Source organism: Chryseobacterium taiwanense, from assembly GCF_000813825.1.
In the GTDB taxonomy this organism is placed as follows: Bacteria; Bacteroidota; Bacteroidia; order Flavobacteriales; family Weeksellaceae; genus Chryseobacterium; species Chryseobacterium taiwanense.
Genome location: NZ_JWTA01000001.1, coordinates 194,452 through 215,508 on the forward strand (window position 1 = coordinate 194,452; position 21,057 = coordinate 215,508).

Here is a 21,057-nt window from a genome sequence, read left to right on the forward strand (position 1 = left end):
TAATAAAGAGAATGTTTGAATTGATGGAAGTGTGTTTTTAACGCAAGAATGATGCTTTATTCAGCAGTATTTTAGAAGATAAAAGCAAAGAAAATTTCCTTCATAAAGCTTGAACATACGCTTCATCAAATCAACTCGTTGATTCTTCTCTGCTCACTTCATCTTAATTGTATTTTAAATAAAACTTTGCATTAAAAAGCGTTTGGGTTTAAATAAAAAAGACGCTACAAATTTATTTGTAGCGTCTTTTTTGATATGAAGTTTAAGTTTAGTTCTTCAATTAAGGCATTTTAAAGCCTCTTGTGTAAATCTGTCCGTAAGCATCCACAAATTTCACCTGTACATTTCCTGAATATTTATCAAGGATTTTCTCAACATCTTTTTGTGAATTGATCGGTTTACCATTGATTTCGATAACGATATAATTATCTACAATTCCGATTTTGGCAATCTCACTTCCTTCAGTTACATTTTTAGCAACAACACCACTGTTTAATCCATAGTCTGTTTTAAATCTATCACTTAAAGGTTCAAACTCAGCTCCGATTCTTTCGGTAACACTAAGGTCGGCTTTTGTTCTTGTAGAAGTACCTCCTTTTTGGTCTCTAAGAGTTGCTGTAGTTACATTTTCCTTACCGTTTCTTACATAAGTTACCTGTACTTTATCTCCAGGTCTTTTGCTTCCGATTGCTGCAGAAAGATCAGCGAAATCTGTAATCGCATAAGTGTCAATTTTAGTGATGATATCTCCTTTTTTGATACCTGCATCTTCCGCACCGCTATTTTCTCCGAATCCGGTAACATACATTCCTGATCCAGCCTTAATATTGGTTTTCTGATCCTTATTGTAAGCTGCTACCAATTGATCGTTAGAAAGGTCTATGGTTGTTACACCAAGGAATCCTCTTTGTACAATACCGAATTTCTTAATGTCTTCAACAATTTTTCTCGCTAAGTTCGCAGGAACAGCAAAGCCATATCCCTGATAATAACCGGTCGTAGACTGGATTGCTGAGTTAATACCAATAAGGTCACCGTTTGTATTTACTAAAGCTCCTCCTGAGTTTCCTGGGTTAATAGCGGCATCCGTCTGAATGAAACTTTCAATTGGGTTGGCTGCTTTCCCTTGTGAACTTAAAATTCCGATTCCTCTTCCTTTAGCAGAAACGATTCCTGCAGTTACGGTTGAATTTAATCCAAGTGGATTTCCTACCGCAAGAACCCATTGTCCTACATCGATATTATCAGAATTGGCAAAATTTAAATAAGGCAATCCTTTTTCTTCGATTTTTAATAAAGAAATATCCGTATTAGGGTCAGTTCCTACCAATGTTGCGATATAGGACTTTTTGTTACTTAAAACTACTTCAAGTTTATTTGCTCCGGCCACAACGTGGTTGTTGGAAATGATATAGCCATCCGGCGAAATAATTACCCCTGATCCCATTCCTGATGGCATATTGTCAGGAGCCTGTTGCTGCTGTTTTTGTTGACCTCTTCCATTTTGAGGACCAAAGAAGAAATCAAAAAGATCCTGCTCTGAGGCTCTGCTCGTAGATCTTGATTGATAATTCTTGATGGTAACGACTGCTGGAACAGTTGTTTTCGCTGCTTTTACAAAATCTTCACCTACTGCTGCAGAATTCATTCCCGCAAAAGAAACGTTTGAAGCCGATTTTGTGAAGTATGATTGATCTCCGTTATTGGAATCATGATTGAAATATTGTAATGCTCCAACGGTAGTAGCTCCGGACATAACGCCTACTACTGCAAATGGTAATAGTTTTTTTAAAGTACTCTTCATTGTATATCTTTCTTAATTATTTATATTATTTATCTTTTCGTTTTATTGTAAACAAATTTAATGCTAAATAGGTATGCAATTGGTATTAAATGTTTCAGTTTTAACTAAAATTTAACTACAATAACATTATTTTATGTGTTATGTGGTAATTATTTGCCAGTATTAACTAATCTTAAAATTTTATTAAACGCCAATATGGCATATTGTAAGATAAATAAAGACATCTAAAAGTTAAATTGAAATAGTAATCAATAAAATTTCGTTCCAAAATCTATTGTTATTACATGAAATTCCCTTGATATTAATCATTGAGGAATCAAAGGTGTTTAATTTTAAAATGTTTACCTTTGCAGAAATTTTTCTCACTTAAAACGTTTATAGCATGCAACTGTACAACACCTTAAGCGCAGAAGAAAGAGCTCAACTTATTGATGAAGCTGGTAAGGAACGTCTTACATTGTCTTTCTATGCGTATGCCAAAATTGAAGATCCCAAAAAATTTCGCGATGATTTATTTATAGCCTGGAATGCCCTTGATGCATTAGGTCGTATTTATGTTGCTCACGAAGGGATTAATGCTCAAATGAGTGTTCCTGCGGATCAATTTGATGCATTTCGCGAGACTTTGGAAGTATATGACTTTATGAAAGGCATTCGTTTGAATGTAGCCGTTGAGCAAGACAACCACTCTTTTTTAAAATTAACCATTAAAGTTAGACACAAAATCGTTGCAGACGGGTTGAATGATGAGACTTTTGATGTTACCAATAAAGGAATTCACTTAAAAGCACAGGAGTTTAATGATATGCTTGATGATCCGAATACGATTGTAGTGGACTTTAGAAATCACTACGAAAGTGAAGTAGGGCATTTTGAAGGGGCGATTACTCCGGATGTAGAAAATTTCAGAGAAAGCTTACCTATTATCAATGATCAATTACAGGATTTTAAAGAAGATAAAAACTTGTTGATGTATTGTACAGGGGGAATCCGTTGTGAAAAGGCGAGTGCTTATTTCAAGCATCAAGGTTTTAAAAATGTTTTCCAATTAGAAGGCGGAATTATTGAGTATACCCGTCAGATCAAAGAAGAAGGAATAAAAAGTAAATTCATCGGGAAAAACTTTGTATTCGATCATCGATTAGGAGAAAGAATTACGGATGATATTATTTCACAATGTCACCAATGTGGTAAACCTTGTGATAATCATACGAACTGTGCCAACGATGCTTGTCATTTATTATTTATCCAATGTGATGAATGTAAAGCGATCATGGAAAATACCTGTTCTACAGAATGCCACGAAACAATTCATTTGTCTTGGGATGAACAAGTTAAATTGAGAAAAGGACTTCAGGTGGGTAACAAAGTATTCAGAAAAGGGAAATCTGATGCTTTGAAATTCAAAAATTCAGGAGATCTGTCTACGCAAACTTTGGCAAAGGCGGCACAGGCAGAAACAAAAGATATCCGTCAGAAAATTAAAGTTAAAAAGACTTTGATCGGAAAAGCTGAACATTACTATTCAAAATCAAAAATTGCTCAGTTTTTAATCGAAAACAAAGAGCTTTCAGTTGGAGATAAAGTATTAATTTCCGGACCAACAACAGGAGATCAGGAAGTTACAATTACTCAGATTTTTGTGAACGGAGATTTCAGTGATACGGCAAAAGTGGGAGATCAAATTACTTTTGAATTGCCTTTCAGAGTTCGTTTGTCAGACAAATTATACAAAATTCTAGAAGCTTAAAACGCATAACTGCTATGTTAAAAGCCGAGCTTAGAAAAAAATATACCCAAAAAAGAAAAGCCTTGTCTACTGATGAGGCTTTCTTGTTATCTGAAAAAGTTTTTGAAAATTTCATTGCTTATTTCAATCCTAAAGAAGGAGAGAAAGTGCATGTTTTTATCCCTATTCTGGAAAGAAAGGAAATCAATACGCAACTATTCATTGATTTTTTTTTAAAGCAAAAGATTCGTGTTTTTGTACCTAAAATTGTGGAGAATAAACTGATTAATATTGAAATTTTTGCAGATACATTATTTGAAACCAGCAATTGGGGAATTCCGGAGCCTGTTTCTAATGAAGATTCCGGAGAAACATTTTTTCATTACGTAATCACTCCGCTTTTATATTGCGATGAGAAAGGCAATAGAGTAGGCTATGGAAAAGGTTTCTATGATGGTTTCTTTGAAAATACTTCAAAAGATGTAAAAAAAATCGGAGTTAATTATTTTAACCCCGATGAGAATATCGATGATGTCTGGGAAAATGATATTCCGCTAGACTATTTGGTAACTCCTACTGACGTGCTGTCCTTCGGTAAAGGTTTAGAATAGAAATCTAGAAAATAGAATTTAAATTCCTTTTTAAATTTCACCGGTGCAGATTGTAAAATATACTGTGCGTTTTTCTCAAATACTCCTATAGATTTGTTCTTGCTGTCGAAATATTCAACACTGAATTTTGCAAAATCTAAGGTGTCTTTCTTGTGAATATCTTTATAAACTTCCAGATTGTTTACTTTCACCGTTTTTACCTTTAAGCTATCCAATTCATGGAATAATCTTTTGAAGGTAAGACTGTCCGGTTTTTTGAAATAACTTCCCATTTGAGAGTAAATAACAGTGTCGATTTCGGTGTCTTTATTTCCGGAGAGATAAAGCGTAGAAAGATCCAACAATTCCTGAACTTTTTGTTTGGTAATGAAATTAATAGCCTGTGCGCTATCCATCTGCACCGCAGGATATGTCTTTCTGTTGTTACTGTTTCTTAATTTATCTAAATCGCTTACTTCTGTGTTTTTTTTGTTACATGATGCTAAACTAAAAAGCATTACTGCCAAAACTAAAAGATTATTTGTTATTTTCATCTGTATTAGCAATTTTAAATTTAATAGATACTATTTTCCCTTTTTCTCTTTTCATCTCAATTACGCTTAGGTTTTTAAGAGAAGTGGTAGGAGTGGTTACTAGAGTGATATATTTCTGCTTGTCTAACGTTTCAATACCGTAGGTTGCGTTGTCGTAAACCTGATAAATAATAGCGTTGTTGCTAATCAAATTATCTAGCTGCTTACGTTTTTGTTTTAAAAGTTCTGGATTTCCATTGGCGTCTTTTATGGAAAAATAATTAACCGCCATTTTGTAATCATCAGGTTTCAGTTCGATCATCTCTTCTTCCGGTGCATTCTCCAGATTTCTGTTGACTTCCAGATCCTCATAGAAAGGAGCACTTATCTGTAATTTCAGATTTTTATCCTTAGTAGAATAGCGAAAACATTCACCAGGCTTTATTTTATAAAGAATAGGAGATTCATTTTCTTTGATGACTTTGATCTCAATAGTGTTCATGACAGAAACGGCACGATCTGCATCCGTGAAACAATAAGTATAAGTTTTTTGAAAAATTGCATCCTTGAATCCAAGTAATCCAGTGATAAGGATCAAAATGGATGTAATTATTGCCCAAGCATTCTTTTTGAAGAAGTTTTTCTTTGGTTTCTGAACTTCCAGATCGGAAGGTTGTGAAATTTGCTTGTTTTTATTAATTAATTGATTATCAGTATTTGATTTTTGTAAATCACCAGTTTTTGGAGTGTTAGACTCTGTTTTTTCAGGTGAAATTTCCAGTTTTGGTAAATTAAGTGACGCGGAGATTGTTTTTTCCAATTCTTTAGTGTCATCTTCACTCAAATCTTCATCGTCTGTGAGTAATTCTCCGGCAAAAAGATGTTGCTTTTTGAAATCGTACCAAGACTCGTAACCCGTATAAATACTCAATAAATTGAGCATATCGATTCGGGGAAGTTTAGTGACAGGAGAAGTTTTGAAATAAGTATAAAAAGACTTTTCGCTGATGTTGCCTTTTGCTTTTTTGCGAAGATCTTCCTGGAAATATATGATGTCAATACCCTTCCATTTTGAAATATCATCAAAAGAAGGGGTGTGTTGTTCTAAATATTGAGCCTGTACGTCCTTTTTTAACTGCTCAAAATGCAATAGATCTAAATCTGTCAATTTTCGTTTAAATGATTAAGTTGTTGAAATTCAGTTGTGTTTATTTGTAAAATTGTTTTACAAAAGTATTACAATTATTTTTCATACACAAATTTTCTATCTACTCTACCTTTGTCTTGTTCAAATAACAGAACAGAAAAGAGTTTTATAAAACAATATTAACAAAATTAAATTTAATTTATTATGAAAAAGTCATTATTCGTAGCTGCTATCGCTGCTATTTCTTTGGTTGCTTGTAAAAAAGGTGAAGCTACAACTACAACTACAGATTCTACTGCTGTAACTACAGATTCTACTGCAGTTGCTCCTGCTACAGATTCTACAGCTGTTGCTCCTGCTGCTGATTCTACAGCTACTAAAGCTGCTGATTCTACAGCTACTACGACTACAACTACTGAAGTTAAAAAAGAAGAAGTTAAGAAATAATTCTAACTTATCTTACAATAAAAGAACCGCCTCAGAAATGAAGCGGTTTTTTTATTGTTTAAAATTGATGATTACGTTTTTTAAATCATCTTTTGTCTTAATGCTTCGTAGCAGGTAATGGCAACAGCATTACTCAGGTTTAAGGAATCAATACTTCCGCTCATAGGAATTAAAGTATTTTGTCCTTTCTGATACCAAAACTCACTTAATCCTGAATGTTCTGTCCCGAAAATTATAGCTGACCTCTGTGTGAAGTCTCTCTGTGGGAGATTTGCTGCATTCTCGTCCATAATAGTTGTATATATATTGAACTGATTTTTCTCCAAGAATTCCAGTGTTTTCTGGTTTTCTGACTGGAATACATTCATGCCGAATAAACAGCCTACACTTGATCGGATAACATTTGGATTGTAAAAATCTGTTTTCCCGTCAGAAACAATCAATGCGTCAATTCCGAAAGCTTCACAGCTTCTTAAAATAGCACCCAAATTTCCGGGCTTTTCTATACCTTCTACGATAATGATGGTAGAATCTTTTTTAGGAGTGAATGATTGCAGATCTTCATCTTTAGTTTTGTAAATACCGATGATTCCTTCGGAACTTCCTCTGTAAGCTATTTTTTCATATACCTTTTCATTCACAAAGTGGATTCTTCCATTGGGAGTTTTTCCTTTGAAAATACTTTCACAGATATAGAATTCTACAGGTTCGAAATTGAATTTCTGAGCCCTTTCATTTTCCTGATCACCTTCGACAACAAAAACATTCGATTTTTTTCTGTGACGGTTATCTGTAATCAGTTTGGTTAGACCTTTTATTTTTTCGTTTTGAAAACTTTCTATCATATTGTTTAAGATTCTAATGGATGTTGTGAGTTGTCAATCAAACTTTGTGGAAGTTCTTTTTTATTTTTAATTCCTAAAGATTTCAGTTTTTGTGTCTGAACGATTAAATTGTCGTTTCCTGTGTATAACTGCTTGAAGGCGTCATTGTAAACATTTTTTGCTTGATCAATATTTCGGCCTACTTTTTCAAGATTTTCCACAAAGCTGGAGAATTTATCGTAAAGTTTTGCTCCGCGTTCTGCAATTTCAATAGAATTTCTGTTTTGGTATTCTCTTTTCCAAAGATCGGCAATGAGTTTTAAAGAGGTGATTAAATTACTCGGATTTAATAGTAAAATTCTTTTTTCATAAGCAAAATTCCATAGGTTTTGATCTGCTTGCATAGCTGCAATATAGGCTGGCTCACTTGGAATGAACATCATGACAAAATCCAAAGATTTACCGTAATCGTCATATGCTTTTTGGCTCAGCTGTGTAATGTGATTCTTGATGGAATTTAAGTGCTGATTGATCTTTATCTGATAGATTTCAGCGTCAGTTTCATCTACCAATTCCGTGAAAGCGGTTAAAGAAACTTTAGAATCGATAATGACGTTTCTTTCATCCGGATATTTTACAACGGCATCGGGACGCATCTTTTTACCCGAGAATTCTGAGAAAAGAGCTTTGTTGTCTTCGTCACGAAGCTCATGCTCAAGGAAATATTCACGTCCTTTTACCAATCCTGATTTTTCTAAAATACTTTCCAGGATCATTTCGCCCCAGTTTCCCTGAGTTTTACTTTCTCCTTTTAATGCTTTCGTTAATTTTTTAGCATCTTCGGAAATTTGCTGATTGAGTAAGGCGAGTTCTTTTACTTTTTCGGCCAAAGAAAAACGTTCTTTGTTTTCCTTTTCATAGGCTTCATTGACTTTGTTTTTAAGATCGTTGATTTTTTCCTGAAAAGGTTCAAGAATCATTTTTAAATTGTTTTGATTTAAAGAAGTGAATTTCTCACTTTTCTCTTCTAAAATTTTATTGGCTAGGTTTTCAAACTGTAATTTTCCTTCTTCCTGAATTTTTGAAATTTCTTCTTTTTGAGTCTCCAGAGAGCTTTTTAGATTCAGATTTAAAGCTGAAAATTCTGCATTTTTAGCAATAAGATCTTGTTTTTCAGTTGAAAGCTTTTCAATTTGATTAGCTTGAACAGAAAGGGTTGATTTTTGATTTTCAAGTTGTGACTGAATAGAATTGTATTCTGCAGATATTTTTGTGAATTCACTTTTGAGATCATTTAAAAGATCGGTTTGAAGCAAATAAGAATCTTTTTCCTCTAAGAGTTGAGTTTGAATATTTTGATTTTTTTCCTGTAAGTTCTCAATTTCTGAAGAGAATTTGATGTTCTGATGTGCAATTTCATCATGAGAAGTTCTGGAAACCATCGAAGATTTCATCATAAAATAAAGGATGATGCTTCCTAAAATTCCTCCAACAATAAATCCGATTATCAAATAACTCATTTCCATTGCCCAAAATTACAAAAAGAAAAGTAAAATATATTTGTTTGAATTTTCTTAAGTATTTTTTGTGGATTGCAAAATTTCTATGTTTTTAACAACATCTGTGCTTTCACATTTTTTTAATTCTTTTAGTAAAACAGGAGTAAGAATTTTCGGGCTTAAAATTTGAGTAGCAACTTTTGCTGCGGCGTAATCTACAATTCCAATAACAGATTCTCTTAAAAAGTTGGGTGTGTTTGAAGCGATTACGGCTGTTGCCCAAGATGTGTCTCTTGCTTTGGAAATAGCAAAATCTAAAATAACATTGTCTTTGCCGTTTGATATTTTATCGATTAATTCTACCGGATAACAGATTTTATTTAAAGAATCCTGAACTTTTTGATTGATGGAAGCGATGACATTGTTGATGTTTTCAAAGTCCTTTTTCAGAGGAGTGATTTTTCTGTATGACATTATAGAGGCAGCGGAAATTCCCAAATCTAAATTGATGTGAGCATTCATTCCAAGGAAGATATGTTGTAGAATAAGAAGATCCTTGTTTTTTGTTGCTTCAAAAGCTAAAAACCATGCGTTGGTACATTTTTTACCTTTTTGGTAGTTTTCCCAGGCTTCAAGATATCTTTGAGCGAAAGCAATATCCAATACAGTCATTCTTGGATTATCTTCAAATTTTTTCTGCTGTATTCCTTTCAGAACCTGAGCGGTCATAATTCTGTACGTACAGGCAAAATATCCGGCTGGACTTTTGTTTTCTTTACACCAAATGATGATTTCGTCTAATTTTTTAAGAACTTCTTCAATGGTTTTCATATTGGTTTTGTTTTTATAAATATAATAAAACCTCACAGATTTTTATGAGGTTTTAAGAAGGTTAATTCCTGTTTGAAAATTATTAATTAATTGAAATTATAAAAAACAAAAAATTTAAAACTGTTGCTAAAAAAGTTGCGATAAAAACAGCTAGATTATCTCTGGTTTTCTTTGTAATCAAGCGGATGATAAAATAATTAATGATGTAAGCTGGAATAAGAAGAAAGAAATGGAATACTATAAGTGCGTTGATAAAATAAATAAGCAAAGTAATAACTAAGGAGCTGATAATTGATGAAACAATTATTCCTACGAAACTTTTAAGTATAGTATCCGAATCAACAATTAAATTTTCAATATTTTGCTGAATGTGTGTGTATTTTGTTTCTACGAGAATTTGAATTTCTTTTTTAGAAATCAATTCTGAACTTATTAATGAAAAGCATTCCTGTTTTGAAGATTTATTTAAATAATGTTGATGGATTTCTCTAATGATTCTGTTTCGTTCATTTAATAAGGTTTTCTGATTTTCAATTTTAGTCTGAAAATCTTTGATAGAACCTCTCGATGTAATTTCCTCTAAAAGCTCTTTTGTTGCTTTACCTTGATAGTCAATTTGATTATTGTAAGATTCTATCAAATCTTGGTCAGAGAATTTGCTGTAAAATCCCATTTTTAAGGATTTTCTTTAGAAATCTCAGTATGATGTTTTAAATACATTGGCAAAGCAGCCGATCCATACCAAGGGAAAATTTCATACCCAAAAACTCCGGCTTGAACAGCTGGATCAGATTTTACCCATTGCTCAGCTTCTTCTTTTGATTTGGTGTTAAAGATGAACATTCCTTCAAAATTTTGTTTGTTGTCTTCTCTGAATGGTCCTGCAACGATAATCTTTCCTTCGTCTGCTAATTTCCCAATGTTGGTCATATGTCCTTTCATTAATTCGCCCATTTTAGCTTTGTCTTCAATTTTGGTAGTTCCGGTTGTCAGCATTACAATAGTATACGCTTTCATACCATATTTATCAGCTCCTAAAGAATCTGCAAGTTTTTGGTTGAAACTTGTTTTTGAATTATTAGAATCACCATTTTTTCCGGGCGCTCCGGGTTTTCCATCTTGCCCCTTTGTGTAAGTGATACAAGAGGTTAAAGTGAAAATAACTGTAAGGTAAAGTAATAAATTTTTCATTTGGTTCAGTTTTTAATCTTTTATTCTCAAAAATTCTTTTGCCAATTCAATCATTTTAGGATCTCCTGTGTATTTTCCATGTTCGTCAGACAGTTTTACTGTTGGGATCCATTCTTTATTTGGTGCTTGTACGCCAATAAGTTTCATTACAATATTCATAGGTTTCAACCCTACATCATTGGTGAGGTTGGTTCCGATACCGAAAGATATTCCAATTTTTCCTCTGCAGTAATTGGTGATTTCTTCTACTTTTTCCAAATTTAAAGCATCAGAGAAAATGATATATTTAAACAAAGGGTTTATTCCGTGCTTTTGATAATGAGCAATGGTTTTATCTGCAAATTCCAATGCATCACCGCTGTCATGACGAACTCCATCGAATAATTTTGCGAATTTTTTATCAAACTGTTGGAAGAAAACATCTGTAGTATAAGTGTCGGAAAGGGCAACTCCTAAATCTCCTCTGTAAACATCTACCCAATGTTCCAGTGCTAATTCGTTGGCCATTTTAAAACCGTATTCAGCTGCATGAAACATAAACCATTCGTGAGCGTGGGTTCCGATTGGTTTTACTCCGTATTTCATTGCGAAATGTACATTCGAACTTCCGATAAATGTTGAATCTTTTTTCTGATTGAGCGCTTCCATTACTAAATTCTGAACTTTGTAAGAGTGTCTTCTTCTTGTTCCGAATTCTGCGAAATTGACTCCTAGATTAGTTAATGATTCTGCTTTCTCGGCGGTTTTGCTTATAACGGTTTCGTTAGAATCTCTTTCCATGTGATTCATCTCATAATGAAGTTCACTGATGAGAGCTAATAAAGGCACTTCCCAAAGTATAGTTCTATACCAAAGTCCTTCTACAATTACGGAGAGGTCACTTCCGGTCTGAACAATTTTTACTTCGGATGGGTCGTAATGATAGCCTTCAAGGAAATCAAGGTAGGGAAGATCGATGTATGGGCAGGTGAGTGCCATGAATTTTTTCTCATCTTTTGTCAGTTTAAGTTCGGCCATTTTATTTACGGCTTCTCTTAATGCTACATCAAAACCTTCCGGAAACTCATGTTTACCTCTATTAATGAATTCATACTTTACAATAGAGCTGGGAAATAATTTCACGACAGCATTCTGCATTGTTATTTTATAAAAATCATTATCTAGAATAGAGTTTAATCGTACATCGTGCATAATTGTGTTGTTTTAACGCAAATTTACTAATTAAAAATAAAAATCGTCTAAATGTAAGACGATTTTTTGTAATATTTTTAGGTTTTTGAATGGGTTATTTCCCTAAATAAGAATTATACATCCAAACTTCTTTTTCCTGTTCGGTGATGTAATCGCTCATCTGAGAGTTTGTACCTTCATCTCCTGCTTTGTCTGTAATGTCTAAAAGTTCTCTTTGAAGGTCAATGACTACTTTAAATGAATTTAAAATGATTTCTACACTTTTAGTTCCGTCACTTACTTCCTGGCTTTCTTTAATGGTTGCAACTTTTAAGTAGTCTGAATAATTATGTGCAGGTGTTGCGCCTAATGTTAGAATTCTTTCAGCAATTTCATCTATTTTAAGAACTAAACTATTGTAAAGCTCTTCAAATTTCGGGTGTAGCGTGAAAAATTGTTCTCCTTTAATATTCCAATGAGAACCTCTTGTATTTTGATAAAAAATAGAATAATTTGCCAAAAGAATATTTAATTTTTCGGCAATTTTTTTACAATCGGCTTCTTTTAGTCCAATGATACTTGCGTTTTTCATAGATTTATTATTTATATATGGCAAAGGTAGAAAATACTGTGCCGAACTGTGGTTGAATCTAATAGATGTTGGCTATTGCAGGTTTTCTTAAAATAATTTGAATAATTTTTCTTATTATTGCCCGAAACGATGATGTATCAAATATGCTTAAATATAAAATCTTAGCCGTACTTTCTGTTGTTATTTATTTTTTTCAACCGTTTTTTATTGCGAATGGAGGAATTGGAGCAGATAGTTTGTCCTATTTTGAAATTGCTACAGATTTACCTTATCCTGAAACTAATTTATTTCCGATTGGCTATCCTGTATTGTTAAGATTGCTTTATGAATTTTGTAATGACTATTTCTTAGCATCAAGAATATTAAGTCTTTTGTTTACCATGATTATTTTAGGATTTTCCTATTATAAAAGATTTTATTTTAGAGAAAGTGTTTTGCTGTTTACAGGGAAAACACTTTTTTTTGTTTTTATCCAGGCGATGTCTGAAGGGCCATTTATTTTCTTTTTGTATTTCTTGTTTTATTTCTTGCATGAACTTTTTCAAAATGATAAAGGGAAGTATGCTAATGCTCTGTATGCTTCTTTAATGCTGATTAGTATGCTTTTGATAAGGTATTCCGGAGTGTATATCTTTTTAGGCTTTCTTATTGCGATTGTATTGCTTTTCAGTAAAATAAAGAAAACGAATTGTTTTAAACCTATATTGCTTTTTGTGTTCTTTTCCGGGGTGGGAATAACAAGTTATTTGTTATTTAATTATTTATATTTTGGCAGTGTAGTAGGGGAGAACGAAAGAGCACTTCCTGAAAGTGGTCTTTCTATTTATACGATAAGGAATATTTTTGGATTGGTCAATTTGGTGAATCCATTTATAGGGCTTAAGCCGGCTTCTGTTAGCTTACCAAGTATGATTTTTCAATTGTTAATTTTTATTCTGGACGTTGGGTTAATTGTTTATTTATTCAAATATTATAAAAAAGCAAAGGCGGGGCGGTTGTATTTTTTTCATGTTATATTATGGATAACAGCCTTAGTGTACGGAATCTGTTTGTGGGTGTCGGGCTGGTTTCAACAAATAGAGGAAATGAATGTTCGAATGATGGCTGCGGCAAATATTTGTATATTTTTTTCATTCCTGATTTTATATTTCGAGAATGAAAGCTCAGATAAATGGATATGGAGAATTGCTTGCTTGTTTTTTGTGTTTCATACATTATATAATTTAAAAGATCCCGGAGACTATTTGAAAAATAGGAGTATTATTAAATCTCAGATGTTCAAGTTTAAGGATAAAAAGTATTTATATAATGATGAGAAGAATTTGGTAACCAAAACTACATATCACTTTCCTCTTATTCGTAAATCTTTTGAATATAAACATACTAATAAACAGAAAGGAAGCTTGAAAGAGAGTGTTGCTGGTTCCTTGAATCCTAAAATAAAATGGTTGCTAAATGATACTGTGAAGATTAAGTCAAAGGTTTTATATACATCACAGCTGAAAATAGATTAAATAAATTAATTATTCAAATTCATTTAATTTAAAAGGATTCAAGAAAGAAAAGATTCGATATCTGTAGCTTGTAAATTAATATTTCTTCATAACTACTTGTTAATTAAAAAAATATTACTATTTTTGCACCCTAAAATAAAAAGCAATTAAATGCCTACTATTCAACAATTAGTAAGAAAAGGAAGAGCCACGCTTGCCAAGAAGAGCAAATCGGCTGCCCTTGATTCTTGTCCACAAAGACGTGGTGTATGTACGAGAGTATATACTACTACACCTAAGAAACCTAACTCTGCACTTAGAAAAGTAGCGAGAGTAAGACTTTCTAACGGTAAAGAAGTTAACGCCTATATCCCGGGCGAAGGACATAATCTTCAAGAGCACTCGATAGTATTGGTTAGAGGCGGAAGGGTGAAAGACCTACCGGGAGTACGTTACCACATCGTAAGAGGTGCATTAGACACTGCAGGTGTAAATGGAAGAACTCAGAGAAGATCTAAGTACGGTGCTAAGAGACCTAAACCAGGACAAGCTGCTGCAGCTCCTGCAAAAGGAAAGAAAAAATAATCATTAAATAAGGTACAGAAGCAATGAGAAAGACGAAAGCGAAAAAAAGACCGTTGTTACCAGATCCAAAGTTTAATGATCAATTGGTAACGAGATTCGTAAACAATTTAATGCTTGACGGTAAGAAGTCAATCGCATTCAAAATTTTCTATGATGCATTAGATATCGTAGAAACTAAAAAAGGAGAAACTGAGAAAACAGCCCTTGAAATTTGGAAAGATGCATTAACAAACGTTATGCCTCACGTAGAAGTACGTTCTAGAAGAGTAGGTGGAGCTAACTTCCAGATTCCTATGCCAATCAGAGCTGATAGAAAAATTTCTATGGCAATGAAATGGTTAATTAGCTACTCTAAAAAGAGAAATGATAAGTCTATGGCTTTGAAATTGGCTAATGAAGTTGTAGCTGCTTCAAGAGAAGAAGGTGCTGCTTTCAAAAAGAAAAGTGATACTCACAAAATGGCGGAAGCTAACAAAGCGTTTTCACACTTTAAATTCTAATCTGAAATGGGTAGAGATCTTAAATTTACAAGAAATATTGGTATTGCTGCGCACATTGATGCAGGTAAAACTACCACTACAGAAAGGATTTTATTCTATACAGGTGTAAACCACAAAATTGGAGAAGTTCATGATGGTGCTTCTACAATGGACTGGATGGAGCAGGAAGCAGAAAGAGGTATTACTATTACTTCTGCTGCAACTACTTGTTCTTGGAACTTTCCAACAGACCAAGGTAAAAAATTACCTGAAACTCAACCTTACCACTTCAACATTATCGATACACCGGGACACGTTGACTTCACAGTAGAAGTAAACAGATCTTTGAGAGTATTGGATGGATTGGTATTCTTATTCTCAGCAGTAGATGGAGTAGAGCCTCAGTCTGAAACAAACTGGAGACTTGCTGACAACTACAAAGTTGCTAGAATGGGATTCGTAAACAAAATGGACAGACAAGGTGCTGACTTCCTTAACGTGGTAAACCAGGTTAAAGACATGTTAGGATCTAATGCAGTTCCAATCGTTTTACCAATCGGTGCTGAAGAAGATTTCAAAGGTGTAGTTGACTTAATTAAAAACAGAGCGATCATCTGGGATGAAGCTGGACAAGGTGCTACTTTCGAGGTAGTTCCAATTCCAGACGATATGAAAGATGAAGTTTTAGAATACAGAGAGAAATTAGTAGAAGCTGTTTCTGAATATGACGAAACTTTGATGGAGAAATTCTTCGAAGATCCGGATTCAATTACAGAAGAAGAGATCAATGCTGCATTGAGAGCTGCTACTATCGATTTATCCATTATCCCAATGACTTGTGGTTCTTCGTTCAAGAACAAAGGAGTACAGTTTATGTTGGATGCAGTATGTAAATACTTGCCTTCTCCATTGGATAAAGATGATATCAAAGGTACTGACCCAAGAACTGACGCTGAAATCACAAGAAAACCATCTGTAGATGAGCCTTTCGCAGCTTTAGCATTTAAGATTGCTACTGACCCATTCGTGGGAAGATTAGCATTCTTCAGAGCTTACTCTGGAAGACTAGATGCAGGTTCTTATATCTTGAACACTCGTTCAGGTGATAAAGAAAGAATCTCTAGAATCTATCAGATGCACGCTAACAAGCAAAATCCAGTAGAATATATTGAAGCTGGTGATATTGGTGCTGCTGTAGGATTCAAATCTATCAAAACTGGTGATACGATGTGTGATGAGAAAAACCCTATCATTCTTGAATCTATGGTTTTCCCTGATCCGGTAATTGGTATCGCTGTTGAGCCTAAAACTAAAGCTGACCAAGATAAAATGGGTAACGCTCTAGCTAAATTGGCTGAAGAAGATCCAACGTTTACGGTAAGAACTGACGAGGCTTCTGGACAAACGATCATCTCTGGTATGGGTGAGCTTCACTTGGATATCATTGTAGACCGTATGAAGAGAGAGTTCAAAGTTGAAGTAAACCAAGGACAACCTCAGGTAGAATACAAAGAAAACTTAACAAGAGTTGCCAACCACAGAGAAGTTTACAAAAAGCAATCTGGAGGTAAAGGTAAATTTGCTGATATTGTATTTGAATTAGGACCTGCAGACGAAGGTAAAGTTGGTTTAGAATTCATCAATGAGATCAAAGGTGGTAACGTTCCTAGAGAATTTGTTCCTGCAATTGAAAAAGGCTTTAAAGCTGCAATGAAGAACGGTCCTTTGGCTGGTTTCGAAGTTGAAGGTATTAAAGTTACTCTTAAGGATGGATCTTTCCACGCGGTGGATTCTGATGCTCTTTCTTTCGAAATGGCTGCAAAATTAGGATTCAAAGAGGCGGGACGTGCTGCTAAGCCAGTAATCATGGAGCCTATTATGAAATTGGAAGTTGTAACTCCAGAAGAATATATGGGTAACATCATTGGTGACCTTAACAAGAGAAGAGGTACAATCAGTGGACAAGAAGAAAAGAACGGTGCCGTTGTAATCAAAGGTTCAGTTCCATTATCTGAAATGTTCGGATATGTTACTACTCTAAGAACACTTTCATCAGGAAGAGCTACTTCTTCTATGGAATTAGAGAAGTATCAAGCTACTCCTCAAAACGTTGCTGAAGATATTATTGCTAAAGCAAAAGGTTAATTTTTAAAGTACAAGAAATGTCACAAAGAATCAGAATAAAACTAAAATCTTACGATTACAACTTGGTAGACAAGTCTGCTGAGAAAATCGTAAAAACGGTAAAGGCTACTGGTGCTGTTGTAAACGGTCCAATTCCATTGCCAACGAATAAGAGAATCTTCACTGTGTTGAGATCTCCGCACGTAAACAAGAAAGCAAGAGAGCAGTTCCAATTATCAGCTCACAAGAGATTGATGGATATCTACTCTTCTTCTTCTAAAACTGTTGATGCTCTAATGAAATTAGAACTTCCTTCAGGAGTTGACGTAGAAATTAAAGTGTGATAATTGAGCCTTTGGCTTATCATATTATATAAATCCCTTTTCGAAAGAAGAGGGATTTTTTGTTGATGTGATATTATTAAAAATAGGTTATAATATTTTACGATAGGTATTGGAACAAGTATATTTGGAGGAAATTAATTAGTACTTAAAATATATAATAAAAATCTATGAATAAGCCATTGTACTCATTTCTATTTTTTCTTTTAAGTTTTACTTTTTATTTATCACAAAGTCCAAATAATCTTGAATATTTATTTGATGGTGATGTAAAACTAGAGAATACAGTAGAAGAAATATTTCCGGTAGGAAATACGGATAATGGCTTATTCGTAGTAATAAATATTAAAGATAAAAATTATAAATTTTTGATAGATACAGGAGCTTCTGTTTCTGTACTTGATGACCAAACTTTTAAAGATATAGTTGATTCCAAGAAAAAGATAATTAAAATTCAAGATTTTGTAGGAAATGAAGAAGGAAAAGATTTGTATTATCTTGATTTTAAAATTGGAAATAATCAATTCTCAAATTTTGCTTTTACTAAATTTGATATGACCAAACTTTTTAAAATTAATTGTATAAAATATGACGGAATTTTGGGAGCCAATGTGCTTAAAAAGCTAAATTGGAAATACGTAAAAAAAGAAGATAAATTATTTTTTTCTCAAACTCCTTTTCCCTATGATGGTTATAATAAGCCTGTTCAATTGCAATGGTATGGAAGTGTCCCAATTGGTGAACTCAAAATCAATGAATATAAATTTTTAGCACTTATTGATACAGGATATTTCGGAACGATTATTATACCTGAACAGGTTTATATAAAAGAATTTAGTTTTGGGTCCCATTATAATTTGGTGAGAGGAAAAGCAAATAATAATACCATTTATACCATAAATGGAGGACAAGATATAGAGTTAAGAAAAGAAACTGATATTGAGAATCTTAGTTTAGGTAATTATGATTTTAGTAAATATGAGGTTATTGTAGCAGAAATGAAACCGAATATAGGTAACAGAGTAATTTTAGAAAATGGTTTTATTTTTAATTTTTTTAAAAATGAGATTGCATTTGGAATAAGTGAAGAAAAGAGCAGGTTTACTTCACTGCCGAAAATAAAAATTTGTAAGTCAGAAACTAATAAAAATCAAATAGAACTATGTTTTTTTTGGAAAGAATCGGCAAATAAGACGCTTAAACTTCACGATCAGGTTATTAAGATTGATTCAATAAATACAACAAATGTAGATCATGATCAATATTGTAATATTTTGGACTATTTAAATAGTAAAAAGAATCAAATAAAAGTAACTTTTAAAAGAGGTAATAAGGAGTTTGATTATATTTTAAATTAATACTATTGTTATTTAATTTTTAAAATAAATCCATGTTTCCTTCAGGTGTAGACGTTGAAATTAAAGTGTGATAATTGCACACTAATGATTATAAAAAATCCGTTCCTTTTTGGGACGGATTTTATTTTGTCTTTAATTCATGTTTTCATAATTTTCAGCTTGAAGACTCAGGATCCAATTTTATTTTTACATTGATTAAAAATAAAAAATTGAAAGAGACGTATAATACAGTCGGGTTTATAGAAACATATTATATCGAAAGGGATAAAGCAATGAAATATGAATAACCAACCCATACAATTGACTCAAGCTCTGCCAACTTCGGCGGAGTTTTTGATGTTGATACTCTGCTAAAACTAATACAAATGGCTACATCAGATAAAAGCGTTTTTGAAAAATTTTCCGATTGGGCAACCCGATTTACCGGAAGTCCATTTGCTTTCATAGGAGCTACACTCATCGTAGTGGTATGGGCAGCTTCCGGACCTGTTTTTGATTATTCCGAAACATGGCAGTTGGTGATCAATACAGGGACAACTATTATTACATTTTTAATGGTGTTCCTGATTCAAAAATCACAGAATAAAGATTCAAAGGCTATTCAAATAAAGTTGAACGAATTAATTGCAGCCAATGAAAAAGCAAGTAACCGGATTGTAGATATTGAAGACCTTACAGAGAAAGAACTTGATCAGCTTCATTGTTATTACGAAAGATTGTCTCAGTTTGCCAAAGAAGATGCTGACATTCACACTTCCCACTCAATAGATGCGGCACAAAGAAATCAGGATTATAAACATGAATTTTTCAAAAGGAAACATGAAGAGTGGCTGCAGAAACAACAGCAAAAAAATATCTAGATTTTTCATTGGGAAAATTTTTATCTTTAATTATCCAAAATTATAAATATGAAAATCTATTCCATTTTATGTTCTCTAATCACCTTATCCCTTTCCCCCACAGTTGTAAAAGCACAGGAAAAGAATGAAGAACAAATTATTTTTTCCAATGTTCGTATTTTTGATGGGAATTCCCCGACACTTTCAAAACCCCTTAATGTCTATATTAAGGAGAACAAAATCGAAAAAATTGATGCTAAACCTATTGCCGTAAAAGGAAAAGTAATTAACATTAACGGGAATGGCAAAGTTTTAATGCCTGGCCTGATTGATGTGCATGTACATCTTACCTTTGGTGCCTTGACCATGGAGCAGATGATGTCTCCGGATTTCAATATGACTACAGCAATGAAGGAGGTTGGGCAATCTGCTGAAGCGACTCTGATGCGTGGGTTTACGAGTGTAAGAGATGTAGGAGGTCCTATATTTCCACTGAAAGCAGCTGTTGATAAAGAGCAGATAAAAGGACCGAGAATTTGGCCTTCCGGAGCCACTATCAGTCAGACATCGGGGCATGGAGATTTTAGAACACCGGATGAAAAATCCAGGAGATTTTTTGGAAAGCCCTCCAGAGCTGAAGAGTTCGATGCTACTTTTATTGCCGATGGGAGAGATGAAGTGCTTACAGCAACTCGTGAGAACTTAAGATTCGGAGCCAGTCAGATCAAGGTAATGGCAGGAGGTGGAACTTCATCTATTTATGACCCGGTAGATGTTACGCAATATACTCTTGATGAAATGAAAGCTGCAGTAGATGCAGCTGAAGACTGGGGAACTTATGTCACTGTACATGCTTATACACCGAGAGCCATAAAAAGAGCCATCGATGCGGGAGTAAAATGTATTGAGCATGGGCAATTATTGGACGAATCAACGTTGAAGCTGATGGCGGATAAAGGAATCTGGCTAAGTACTCAAAATCTGTTGGAGTCTTCTCCTGAAATGGCAGAAATGCGAAGAGAAAAAAGAAAGCCTGTTATTGAAGGTCAGAAAAAGCTATGGCCAATGGCAAAAAAGCTTGGAGTAAAATTGGCTTGGGGAACGGATTTTCTTTTTGAACCTGAATTAAATAAAGAACAAAATGAATACATTCTAAAATTAAAGCCATGGTTTAATAATGCTGAAATACTGAAAATGGTCACCCATGATAACGGAGAACTTTTACAGCTGTCGGGTTTAAGAAGTCCATATCCTGGAAAAATTGGTGTGATAGAAGAAGGAGCATTGGCGGATGTCTTATTGGTAGATGGGAACCCGATCGAAGATTTATCAGTTATTGCAAAACCCGCTAAGAATTTTTTAGTGATTGTAAAAGATGGGAAGATATATAAGAATATTATAAAGTAATTTCAACGAATCATTTAAAAAGACATGAAGAGTGTCACAGAAAAATAAAAAAAAAAGGAATCAATTTGATTCCT

21 protein-coding genes are annotated in these 21,057 nt (G+C 33.6%); 11 read left to right on the forward strand and 10 right to left on the reverse strand.

Going from position 1 to position 21,057, the window contains the following annotated elements:
* Positions 1-280 precede the first annotated feature (280 nt).
* Positions 281-1,804: a trypsin-like peptidase domain-containing protein gene (locus tag RM51_RS00840; RefSeq protein WP_039363973.1), complete on the reverse strand. Its 1,524-nt coding sequence runs from the start codon at positions 1,802-1,804 to the stop codon at positions 281-283.
* A 382-nt stretch (positions 1,805-2,186) separates the two neighbouring features.
* Here RM51_RS00840 and trhO point away from each other — a divergent pair, with 382 nt between their 5' ends.
* Positions 2,187-3,554, forward strand: coding sequence for an oxygen-dependent tRNA uridine(34) hydroxylase TrhO (gene trhO, locus RM51_RS00845; RefSeq protein ID WP_039363975.1), 1,368 nt, complete (start codon positions 2,187-2,189; stop codon positions 3,552-3,554).
* Between the two features lie 14 nt (positions 3,555-3,568).
* A complete protein-coding gene (locus RM51_RS00850) occupies positions 3,569-4,144 on the forward strand; it encodes a 5-formyltetrahydrofolate cyclo-ligase (protein WP_039363978.1) in 576 nt (191 codons plus the stop codon).
* On the opposite strand, the gene RM51_RS00855 is transcribed toward RM51_RS00850, so the two are convergent.
* Positions 4,093-4,677, reverse strand: coding sequence for a hypothetical protein (locus RM51_RS00855; protein WP_039363982.1), 585 nt, complete (start codon positions 4,675-4,677; stop codon positions 4,093-4,095). The genes RM51_RS00850 and RM51_RS00855 overlap by 52 nt on opposite strands.
* Entirely contained in the window at positions 4,661-5,824 is a 1,164-nt protein-coding gene (locus tag RM51_RS00860) for a hypothetical protein (protein WP_039363985.1), read from the reverse strand. The genes RM51_RS00855 and RM51_RS00860 overlap by 17 nt, the downstream gene beginning before the upstream one ends.
* A gap of 183 nt (positions 5,825-6,007) precedes the next feature.
* On the opposite strand from RM51_RS00860, the gene RM51_RS00865 reads away from it, so the two are divergent.
* Positions 6,008-6,250 (forward strand): hypothetical protein, encoded by a 243-nt coding sequence (locus RM51_RS00865; RefSeq protein WP_039363987.1) that lies wholly within the window; start codon positions 6,008-6,010, stop codon positions 6,248-6,250.
* An 80-nt stretch (positions 6,251-6,330) separates the two neighbouring features.
* On the opposite strand, the gene RM51_RS00870 is transcribed toward RM51_RS00865, so the two are convergent.
* The 7 genes from RM51_RS00870 to RM51_RS00900 form a co-directional block, all read right to left on the reverse strand.
* Positions 6,331-7,095 (reverse strand): TrmH family RNA methyltransferase, encoded by a 765-nt coding sequence (locus tag RM51_RS00870; protein ID WP_039363990.1) that lies wholly within the window; start codon positions 7,093-7,095, stop codon positions 6,331-6,333.
* Between the two features lie 5 nt (positions 7,096-7,100).
* A complete protein-coding gene (rmuC, locus tag RM51_RS00875; protein ID WP_039363993.1) occupies positions 7,101-8,600 on the reverse strand; it encodes a DNA recombination protein RmuC in 1,500 nt (499 codons plus the stop codon).
* Between the two features lie 48 nt (positions 8,601-8,648).
* A complete protein-coding gene (locus tag RM51_RS00880) occupies positions 8,649-9,404 on the reverse strand; it encodes a DUF5995 family protein (RefSeq protein ID WP_039363996.1) in 756 nt (251 codons plus the stop codon).
* Positions 9,405-9,486: 82 nt separating this feature from the next.
* Positions 9,487-10,077 (reverse strand): hypothetical protein, encoded by a 591-nt coding sequence (locus RM51_RS00885; protein WP_039363999.1) that lies wholly within the window; start codon positions 10,075-10,077, stop codon positions 9,487-9,489.
* 2 nt (positions 10,078-10,079) lie between these two features.
* Positions 10,080-10,595 carry a YciI family protein gene (locus RM51_RS00890; protein ID WP_039364002.1) on the reverse strand — a complete coding sequence of 172 codons (516 nt, stop codon included), beginning with the start codon at positions 10,593-10,595 and terminating at the stop codon, positions 10,080-10,082.
* A 12-nt stretch (positions 10,596-10,607) separates the two neighbouring features.
* Positions 10,608-11,786, reverse strand: a complete 1,179-nt coding sequence (pncB, locus tag RM51_RS00895) for a nicotinate phosphoribosyltransferase (RefSeq protein WP_039364004.1) — start codon at positions 11,784-11,786, stop codon at positions 10,608-10,610.
* A gap of 94 nt (positions 11,787-11,880) precedes the next feature.
* Positions 11,881-12,357: a Dps family protein gene (locus tag RM51_RS00900; RefSeq protein ID WP_039364006.1), complete on the reverse strand. Its 477-nt coding sequence runs from the start codon at positions 12,355-12,357 to the stop codon at positions 11,881-11,883.
* A gap of 143 nt (positions 12,358-12,500) precedes the next feature.
* Here RM51_RS00900 and RM51_RS00905 point away from each other — a divergent pair, with 143 nt between their 5' ends.
* The 8 genes from RM51_RS00905 (at position 12,501) to RM51_RS00945 (ending at position 20,983) form a co-directional block, all read left to right on the forward strand.
* Positions 12,501-13,871: a hypothetical protein gene (locus RM51_RS00905; RefSeq protein ID WP_039364007.1), complete on the forward strand. Its 1,371-nt coding sequence runs from the start codon at positions 12,501-12,503 to the stop codon at positions 13,869-13,871.
* A 150-nt stretch (positions 13,872-14,021) separates the two neighbouring features.
* Positions 14,022-14,435 (forward strand): 30S ribosomal protein S12, encoded by a 414-nt coding sequence (gene rpsL, locus RM51_RS00910; protein WP_002983146.1) that lies wholly within the window; start codon positions 14,022-14,024, stop codon positions 14,433-14,435.
* Positions 14,436-14,458: 23 nt separating this feature from the next.
* Positions 14,459-14,935: a 30S ribosomal protein S7 gene (rpsG, locus tag RM51_RS00915; RefSeq protein WP_034677991.1), complete on the forward strand. Its 477-nt coding sequence runs from the start codon at positions 14,459-14,461 to the stop codon at positions 14,933-14,935.
* A gap of 6 nt (positions 14,936-14,941) precedes the next feature.
* Complete coding sequence (gene fusA / locus RM51_RS00920; RefSeq protein ID WP_039364014.1) at positions 14,942-17,059, forward strand: elongation factor G; 2,118 nt, start codon at positions 14,942-14,944, stop codon at positions 17,057-17,059.
* 17 nt (positions 17,060-17,076) lie between these two features.
* The gene (rpsJ, locus tag RM51_RS00925) at positions 17,077-17,382 is read left to right on the forward strand and encodes a 30S ribosomal protein S10 (protein ID WP_002661363.1); all 306 of its coding nucleotides are present in this window, start codon (positions 17,077-17,079) and stop codon (positions 17,380-17,382) included.
* Between the two features lie 167 nt (positions 17,383-17,549).
* Positions 17,550-18,737 carry a retropepsin-like aspartic protease gene (locus RM51_RS00930; protein ID WP_039364016.1) on the forward strand — a complete coding sequence of 396 codons (1,188 nt, stop codon included), beginning with the start codon at positions 17,550-17,552 and terminating at the stop codon, positions 18,735-18,737.
* Positions 18,738-19,102: 365 nt separating this feature from the next.
* Positions 19,103-19,597: a low affinity iron permease family protein gene (locus RM51_RS00940; protein WP_039364022.1), complete on the forward strand. Its 495-nt coding sequence runs from the start codon at positions 19,103-19,105 to the stop codon at positions 19,595-19,597.
* 48 nt (positions 19,598-19,645) lie between these two features.
* A complete protein-coding gene (locus RM51_RS00945) occupies positions 19,646-20,983 on the forward strand; it encodes a metal-dependent hydrolase family protein (RefSeq protein WP_039364026.1) in 1,338 nt (445 codons plus the stop codon).
* The last annotated feature ends 74 nt before the right edge of the window (positions 20,984-21,057 follow it).